Origin of the sequence: Brevibacillus sp. AY1, assembly GCF_029870785.1 — a bacterium.
Taxonomy (GTDB): Bacteria; Bacillota; Bacilli; order Brevibacillales; family Brevibacillaceae; genus Brevibacillus; species Brevibacillus invocatus.
Window position 1 is genome coordinate 1 of the sequence record NZ_JAFLPN010000076.1, and the last position, 7,141, is coordinate 7,141.

General features: G+C 44.2%; 10 protein-coding genes. 6 read left to right on the forward strand and 4 right to left on the reverse strand.

Annotated elements, in window-relative coordinates; all coding sequences use genetic code 11:
* The first annotated feature begins 378 nt into the window (after positions 1–378).
* Positions 379–1,422 (forward strand): YkvI family membrane protein, encoded by a 1,044-nt coding sequence (locus tag JZI27_RS24390; protein WP_280209766.1) that lies wholly within the window; start codon positions 379–381, stop codon positions 1,420–1,422.
* A gap of 220 nt (positions 1,423–1,642) precedes the next feature.
* Here JZI27_RS24390 and JZI27_RS25165 read toward each other — a convergent pair whose 3' ends face one another.
* The 3 genes from JZI27_RS25165 to JZI27_RS24400 all read right to left on the reverse strand — a co-directional run bounded on the left by JZI27_RS25165 (position 1,643) and on the right by JZI27_RS24400 (position 2,925).
* The gene (locus tag JZI27_RS25165; RefSeq protein WP_481752844.1) at positions 1,643–1,768 is read right to left on the reverse strand and encodes a hypothetical protein; all 126 of its coding nucleotides are present in this window, start codon (positions 1,766–1,768) and stop codon (positions 1,643–1,645) included.
* Between the two features lie 19 nt (positions 1,769–1,787).
* Positions 1,788–2,255, reverse strand: a complete 468-nt coding sequence (locus JZI27_RS24395; RefSeq protein ID WP_348521388.1) for a phospholipase D-like domain-containing protein — start codon at positions 2,253–2,255, stop codon at positions 1,788–1,790.
* 463 nt (positions 2,256–2,718) lie between these two features.
* A complete protein-coding gene (locus JZI27_RS24400) occupies positions 2,719–2,925 on the reverse strand; it encodes a DUF1657 domain-containing protein (protein WP_007781230.1) in 207 nt (68 codons plus the stop codon).
* Positions 2,926–3,204: 279 nt separating this feature from the next.
* Here JZI27_RS24400 and spoVAC point away from each other — a divergent pair, with 279 nt between their 5' ends.
* Genes spoVAC through spoVAE form a run of 3 tightly spaced genes read left to right on the forward strand, consistent with a single transcriptional unit; the run spans position 3,205 to position 5,052 of the window.
* Positions 3,205–3,684, forward strand: coding sequence for a stage V sporulation protein AC (spoVAC, locus tag JZI27_RS24405; protein WP_005832062.1), 480 nt, complete (start codon positions 3,205–3,207; stop codon positions 3,682–3,684).
* Position 3,685: 1 nt separating this feature from the next.
* Complete coding sequence (gene spoVAD / locus JZI27_RS24410) at positions 3,686–4,705, forward strand: stage V sporulation protein AD (protein WP_007784321.1); 1,020 nt, start codon at positions 3,686–3,688, stop codon at positions 4,703–4,705.
* Positions 4,702–5,052 carry a stage V sporulation protein AE gene (gene spoVAE / locus JZI27_RS24415; RefSeq protein WP_005832063.1) on the forward strand — a complete coding sequence of 117 codons (351 nt, stop codon included), beginning with the start codon at positions 4,702–4,704 and terminating at the stop codon, positions 5,050–5,052. Before spoVAD ends, spoVAE begins: the two co-directional genes overlap by 4 nt.
* A gap of 174 nt (positions 5,053–5,226) precedes the next feature.
* On the opposite strand, the gene JZI27_RS24420 is transcribed toward spoVAE, so the two are convergent.
* Positions 5,227–5,400, reverse strand: a complete 174-nt coding sequence (locus tag JZI27_RS24420; RefSeq protein WP_153784608.1) for a hypothetical protein — start codon at positions 5,398–5,400, stop codon at positions 5,227–5,229.
* A gap of 453 nt (positions 5,401–5,853) precedes the next feature.
* On the opposite strand from JZI27_RS24420, the gene JZI27_RS24425 reads away from it, so the two are divergent.
* The gene (locus tag JZI27_RS24425) at positions 5,854–6,084 is read left to right on the forward strand and encodes a hypothetical protein (protein ID WP_280209776.1); all 231 of its coding nucleotides are present in this window, start codon (positions 5,854–5,856) and stop codon (positions 6,082–6,084) included.
* Positions 6,085–6,556: 472 nt separating this feature from the next.
* Positions 6,557–7,030 carry a hypothetical protein gene (locus JZI27_RS24430; protein ID WP_023556420.1) on the forward strand — a complete coding sequence of 158 codons (474 nt, stop codon included), beginning with the start codon at positions 6,557–6,559 and terminating at the stop codon, positions 7,028–7,030.
* The last annotated feature ends 111 nt before the right edge of the window (positions 7,031–7,141 follow it).

Consider the following 7,141-nt stretch of genomic DNA (forward strand, 5'->3'; position numbering starts at 1 on the left):
TGTGGCCGAGCCGGTCTCACAAATGGCCGATTTATACCACCCCGTTCACTGGAAACATACATATTCGTTTCCTATCTATGTGGGGCTATATCTGCTGGCTTCGAGCATCGCCAAGCGGGGCGTTGATTGCACAGATTCATCCTCGGTAGATAAATAAAGGCCAAAACCATAAGTTTACCGATTCCAAAAATCATGCCCAGATTCATGAGCTGCATATTTACCATGTCATTGTTAAAGACTCAAGTTTGTTAATTGATGATCTACCGGACCACTATCGATTCTCGTCATAACGGCTGACAACGAGTTCCTTTTGGAATAAGCAATTTTTTTAAGCATAGAATTTAATGATTCTATACTCTACCAGGACATGGGTGAAATATGAAGAAAAATACAAATATGATAATACAAATCGCCGCAACATACACGGGAACCGTTGTGGGAGCCGGATTTGCTTCAGGACAGTCGATTATGCAGTTTTTCACGGTATACGGAGCCTATGGGGTATTAGGCATTTTATGCAGCACCTTTCTTTTTGTGTGGATCGGCACTAAAATGATGATTCTAGCTCACCATATCAAAGCATTTTCATATCAGGAGTTTAATGTTTATCTGTTTGGCAAAATTTTCGGCAAAGTCGCAAATGCCTTGACTTTAATTATTCTATTTGGGGTAACGGCCGTGATGCTTTCAGGAACCGGTACCATTTTCGAAGAACAACTCCGTCTACCCTATCAACTGGGTATTATCATCAGCATCGTTTTGTGTTATCTGGTGATGAAGAAGGAAATCAGCGGAATTATGTTCGTAAACTCGTTAGTTGTTCCCATGATGCTTTTTTTCACTATTCTCCTTGTCGTAAAGGTTATCAGAATAGACAATATATTTGATATAGTCGGTTGGCAGAACCAACAACTGTACAATTTGAAGTGGTTCGTGAGTCCGTTTGTGTATGCAGGATTGAATTTTGCTTTTATTCTAGCCGTTATGGTTCCTCTGGGGAGTGAGGTGGATGACGAAAGCGCATTAAAATGGGGAGGGTTTTGGGGAGGCATTGGTCTTGGTTTTATGCTTCTTGTCAGCCATTTTGCAATGAGCTCAAAGATGCCCGAGATTCTTCAATACGATATTCCGATGGCCGAGATTATTCGAGATTTCGGGCGGTTTTTTCATGTATTGTTTTTGCTCGTAATCTATGGAGAAATATTCACCACATTGATAGGCAATGTTTTCGGAATTTCTCGTCAAATCCAAAGTCTATATAATATTCCTAAAAGTTGGTTAGTTCTTGGCATATTACTTGCTAGTTTTTTGATTAGTCAAGCCGGTTTCACCTCCTTACTTACTTATCTTTATCCGCTATTTGGGTATATGGGTTTGATACTTCTTATTTTTTTAGCAGCTCAACGGATGCCCAGGGACTAAGTCTCCATATTTTTATAAGTTGATTCGGCACGAAATCCAACTATTGGGTAATTATTCTACTATCGGAATTAAGGCACAAGGTTCCATCGATCCAACTTCTTATTTCCAAGACTTTTGGCCTGCCGTCTTAATAGCTAACATAAATGACCCCCATAAGAATAAAGAATACAGCATAGGGTAGACAATTGCATGTCATATAGAGTATTTCCAACGACCTCACCTAAAAAATAGCTGAAATGAAGTCAAACGGTGTTACTTGACTAAATTGGTTTTTCCCTAACATCTTTGTAATGATGAACAATCCTACAAAACCTAGCAAGAACTCAATTGAGAATTGAAGAAACAACTTTTCATTTCCTCTTTCATCAAATCATTGGTGAAAGCAAGCACGCCGTTTGATCGAGAATCCGCTGCAAATGCGTGTGTTGAAGCAGGACTTCCATAGGTAAGGGAATGGAGCCCGCAAGATCATGCCCGAATTGTTCCGTTCGTGCTACTTCGGAACTGTACACAACTTCGCACACTTCATAATTCAGACGGTAGCTTCTTAAATCAAAATTTGAGGAGCCTATCTTGGCAATTTCTCCGTCAATGATCATTAACTTCGCATGCAACACGCCTTTATTGTAGAGGTAGATATGAATCCCGGCTTCCAAAAGTTCTCCATAGTAGGTCCGACTTGCAGCTCCAACGATGATCGATACCACGTGGCGGGGAACTAACAAGCGCACTCGGACACCGCGAACCAAAGCTGCTTTAATCGCCATAATAATGTCTGCATCTGGCACAAAGTAAGGCGCGATATTCCAATGGGCGTCGAAGACTGCTTGCAGTTCGTTTGCAGGTTAACCCACTATTCGAATATGGGTGTCGCGTCAAAAGCCGACATTCGACTTCAATCCGGTATATTCATCCCCGATATTGATGCCTCCAGTAAAGGCTTCCTGACGATCGAATACAACAATCTTACAATGATTTCGGCAACTCCAATAGGACAGCGCCCAAGGGAAGCGAATGGGGAAAAAAGATCGGCATTCAATTCCAACCTTCATCATTTGGCGGCCGTAGCCATGGGCGTGCGTTGGGCCGAGGGGGAACTTGGATACTGTCAACTTTAGCAGTGGCGATGGGGGCGGCAGTGTTTAGGTTTATCCAAGGTTAGCTGTCTAAACAAAAGAATAGTGGCGAAAAGAGATCAAACCCTACTCAACTGGTAGGGTTTGATCTCTTTTCTAATCTGTTCACCGATGAAACAGACAAGCCATGTCCTCAATATTCATGGTTTGTCTGTTTTTCTTAAAACCCCTTATATTGAGGCTCTTCATTTTCCAACTGTTGTACGCGGCTTTCTACTTGCTGCACGATTTGTTGGGTTTGTTGGGCCGCATTCGTAAAGAGCGATTTTGCTTCTTGATTTTGTGTTTCCAAAGCAAATTGTTCCAGACTCGCCTGAGCACTTTTTAAAGATGCTACGCACGTTTTCACTTGAGAAGCAACTGTCACGGAATGTCACCTCCTTTACCTTAGGATAGGATAATGTTTCAGGGGTAATAGGAATAGATGCTTACATTCTCCCAATACCGAAATTAATATTTCCGTCTCGCAACAAAAGCATACGTTAGAAAAATTTTCAAATGGAAATGCATGAAAATAATGGAATAGGGACATATTAACTTTTGTCGATTAATGTGATTGGAAAAAGATTATTGATGAAGTTAAACCATTGCTGATTCGTTAACAATTCGCCAATTATACGTCAGCTGAAATTCGAGGAGGATGTTCATGGCAAATAATATAAAGAAAAATTTAACGCGGGTACAACAGGAATATAAAGAATTGGCGCAAAGCGTCGAACCTCCGAGGCCCATACTCAAAAACTTCATTCGTGCGTTTATAGCTGGCGGGGCCATTTGTTTGGTTGGACAAGCCATCCAGGAAATGTTTGTGCATTGGGGCGGCTTTGATGAGAAAAAAGCTGGAGACCCTACCGTGGCGGTTATGATACTCCTTTCTGTCATTCTGACCAGCATGGGGGTGTACGATAAGTTTGCCCAATGGGCTGGTGCGGGTTCCGCAGTGCCTGTGACGGGATTTGCGAATTCGATGGCATCCGCTGCGATTGAACATCAGAGTGAAGGTATGGTGCTCGGTGTTGGCGGTAAAATGTTTAAACTGGCTGGACCGGTTATTGTATTTGGTACAGTCGCCGCCTTTGCGGTAGGAATTGTACATTTGCTGATCAAAGGCGGGGGAGGCTCTTAATATGTTAAAGGGACACCAGAGTTGGCTATTTGAGAACAAGCCGTTCATCCGATCAACAGCAACGGTAGTGGGTCCATTTGAAGGAAGAGGCCCGCTGGCCAAAGATTTTGACATTGTCCATGGAGAATCCATGATGGGACAAAAGAGCTGGGAGAAAGCAGAAAAGGCATTGATTGAAGAAGCGGCAAAACTGGCTATTGAAAATGCGGGGTTGACAAAGGAACAAGTACAGTTTTACATAGGCGGGGATTTGATGAATCAAATCATTAGCAGCAGTTTTGCCGCGCGAACATTATCGATCCCTTACCTCGGTGTGTTTGGCGCTTGTTCAACCTCGATGGAAAGTCTGGCATTAGCAGCTAACCTTGTAAATTCCGGTTCGGCGAAATTTGTATTGGCGGGGACATGCAGCCATGATTCCGGTGCGGAGAAACAGTTCCGATATCCGACCGAGTACGGTTCGCAAAAACCGCCAACCGCCCAATATACGGTAACCGGGGCCGGTGCTGCCATCGTATCCATGGAAGGTGACGGACCGGTTGTTACATCTGCCACCATTGGCCGGGTTATCGATATGGGCATTAAAGATCCGTTTAATATGGGCGCAGCGATGGCTCCTGCAGCGGTAGACACCATTGAGGCGCATGTTCGAGATTTGGGAATTGAACCGGGTTATTACGATTTGATCGTTACCGGCGATCTTGCGAAAGTCGGATATGAAATCGCCTGTAAATTGTTTAAGAAACATAACTTTCCCATCGAACAAACCGAATATTCCGATTGCGGGATGATGATTTACGATTATGAAACCCAAATGGTTCAAGCCGGAGCAAGCGGCTGCGGTTGTTCGGCAGTTGTTACCTATGGACATTTGCTAAATCGGATGCGAAGAGGTGAACTGAAACGAATCCTCGTTGTCGCTACGGGGGCGCTGCTATCCCCGATTTCATTTCAACAAGGGGAAAGCATTCCTTGTATCGCTCATGCCGTATCCATAGAGGCAGGGAGGGAGATATTATGATTTTTCTTTGGGCTTTTTTGGTGGGAGGTGCAATCTGTGTTTTCGGACAATTTTGTTTTGATGTCTTGAAACTTACACCGGCCCACACCATGACCCTGCTTGTTGTATTGGGCGCGATTGTCGACGGAATTGGATGGTATGATCCGCTGATTGAATTTGCCGGGGCAGGAGCATCGGTCCCGATTACAAGCTTTGGTAACGCGCTTGTCCATGGTGCGCTTCAAGAACTAAAGAGCAATGGCTGGATTGGGATCATCACCGGAATTTTCGAAGTGACCAGTGCCGGAATATCCGCAGCGATTATTTTTTCGTTTCTCGCTGCATTGTTCGTAAAGCCCAAAGGATAATACGGGGCCCAATCCGAATTTCGTTGGCTAAAATACACTGTAACGGTCGGTCAGGGCGATCCCTAACCGGCCGGTTTTGATTATGAGAAACATTTACTTGTTCCAATCTGTACGGAATGTCCCCATCGATAATCTCAAAGGTTACGTTGACCAAGCTATAAAAGCCATATACTGTCAGACGCTATTTATTTCGGTTCCTATATTCTCCATCACTTCTTTGGTTCGCTCCATTAAACTCGGCTCGGTTGGAACATTTTCACTTGCCTTTCCATCCAAGATTATTGGAGATTTGTTACTTGTCGTTTTGATTCGCTGTTTAAATTGTGATTTAAGTTCGCTTTTTTCCATACTTTCTCCTTTTCATTCGCCATTTTCAGAATATGCAACTGATATTATTCCGATTTTCATATCCTTTATGCATCATAGGAGTCAGGTCCCCAAAAGGCTGTGTTTCCGCCTGTATATAGACAACCAACCCGATAAAATGACCGGAAACCGGGCGGATGCCGTTGTCGCTTCTATGCGCCTGCCATAGACTAATGCTGTAAGTTCAACTTTACCTAACCCAAGGAGGAATGTTTTCAAATGCAGTTTATCAAACAGGCAATGCCCATGTATACGCATGACCAGGCCGCTTATGTCAGGCAAATGTACGATTGGCACATGAAAATGGCTCAGTATCACGAATAATTACGTACCTTTCATCTGGAAAGGGCGAAACAATTTCAAAAGCTCTCCGAAGAAAAAGCGAAAACGTCAGAAATATCCAGCGACACCAGCGCCGCTTAAAGGCGAACCGACATGGAGCGATGTGATGAATTGGCAGCATTCCGAATCAAAATCTGGGACCGCTATGTAACCCTTCGTTCCCAATATGGAACCCGGATGCCCTTGTCTTTCGACCAGTTCTGGTATGACTTTTTGGCCAGGCACATGCTATCCGACTGTGGCGTAGAGCAAGTATATGAGGACTTCTGCAACAACTGGGAGTATCGGTGTGTGAAAAATGTTTGCGATTCGAGCCATCGGTAGAATGCCTGCGAAATAGGACCAAATGGCCGGCTGTTGCCCAAAATGGGTTGCTCCGGCCTTTGATATTTGTATGCAGGGGACAAGGGTAGATGGGATCAAATCCAAGCGGACTTTCACGATGCGGATAACTGCATAGGATGATTCGTTTCTGGACAACTTAAATGCTGTTTGCATAAATTTGGAAAGGCGGATGCCTGCATGTTACCAACATTCAGTACAAGCATTAAAAACTGGACTACCTCTGCCCCAAGACAACCAAATCGATGTAAAAATTGCATCTGGGGCAACTGGGATGGGTTGAAACAATTTTGTTCGAAACCTGTCTGCATTAAGAAACAACCAGTATAAGAGAAAGTCCATCTTCTTTTACTTGATCATGTTCGGTTATCTGCAAAGAATTCTTGCCCAGTGACTGGCATTTTTTCCGAGGACGCATATAATGACGTGATCTAACTTTGAGGAGTGATGAATCATGTCCGTTGCGGCTCAAACAAGTACAAAGAGTTTACCTCCCTTTTCCATATGGGGAGTTCATGCATCTGTCGCCGGAAGACCGGTTGTGTGGGGCAAACTAGTGATGCGTGTTTTGCAGGACCAGCAAATTCAAGGCACCATCCAATTTCGCGGAACGCCGATTCCGATTGAAGGAAGTTGGAATGAAAGCACGCAGCAGATCATGTTTCATTCCCCCTACGCCGCCTACTCCGGCCAATTAACCATCTATGACGATGTCAAGATTCAACTTCGGCATTTGGTTCTCACCGGACGTCTGCGGATGCTACCCTCTTCTTTACAGGCGGGCGAATATGGAACCTGGGTAGCGACAACTGATATAAGCTTGGCGGGGTATAGCGGCTATATCCCACCGCAACCGCCTTCAACTTCGCTGCCGCCGGTCGGCGTATTTGTAACGTCGAATATACTGTATGGAAACTCGCGTATATAAAACAGGCACATATCGGATGAAAAATGATCGGTAAGCGGATAACGGAAAGGGGTGGAATCGGTGGACGAAAATCAGATTCATCATGCAATCGAACAAGCCTATCAATTGATT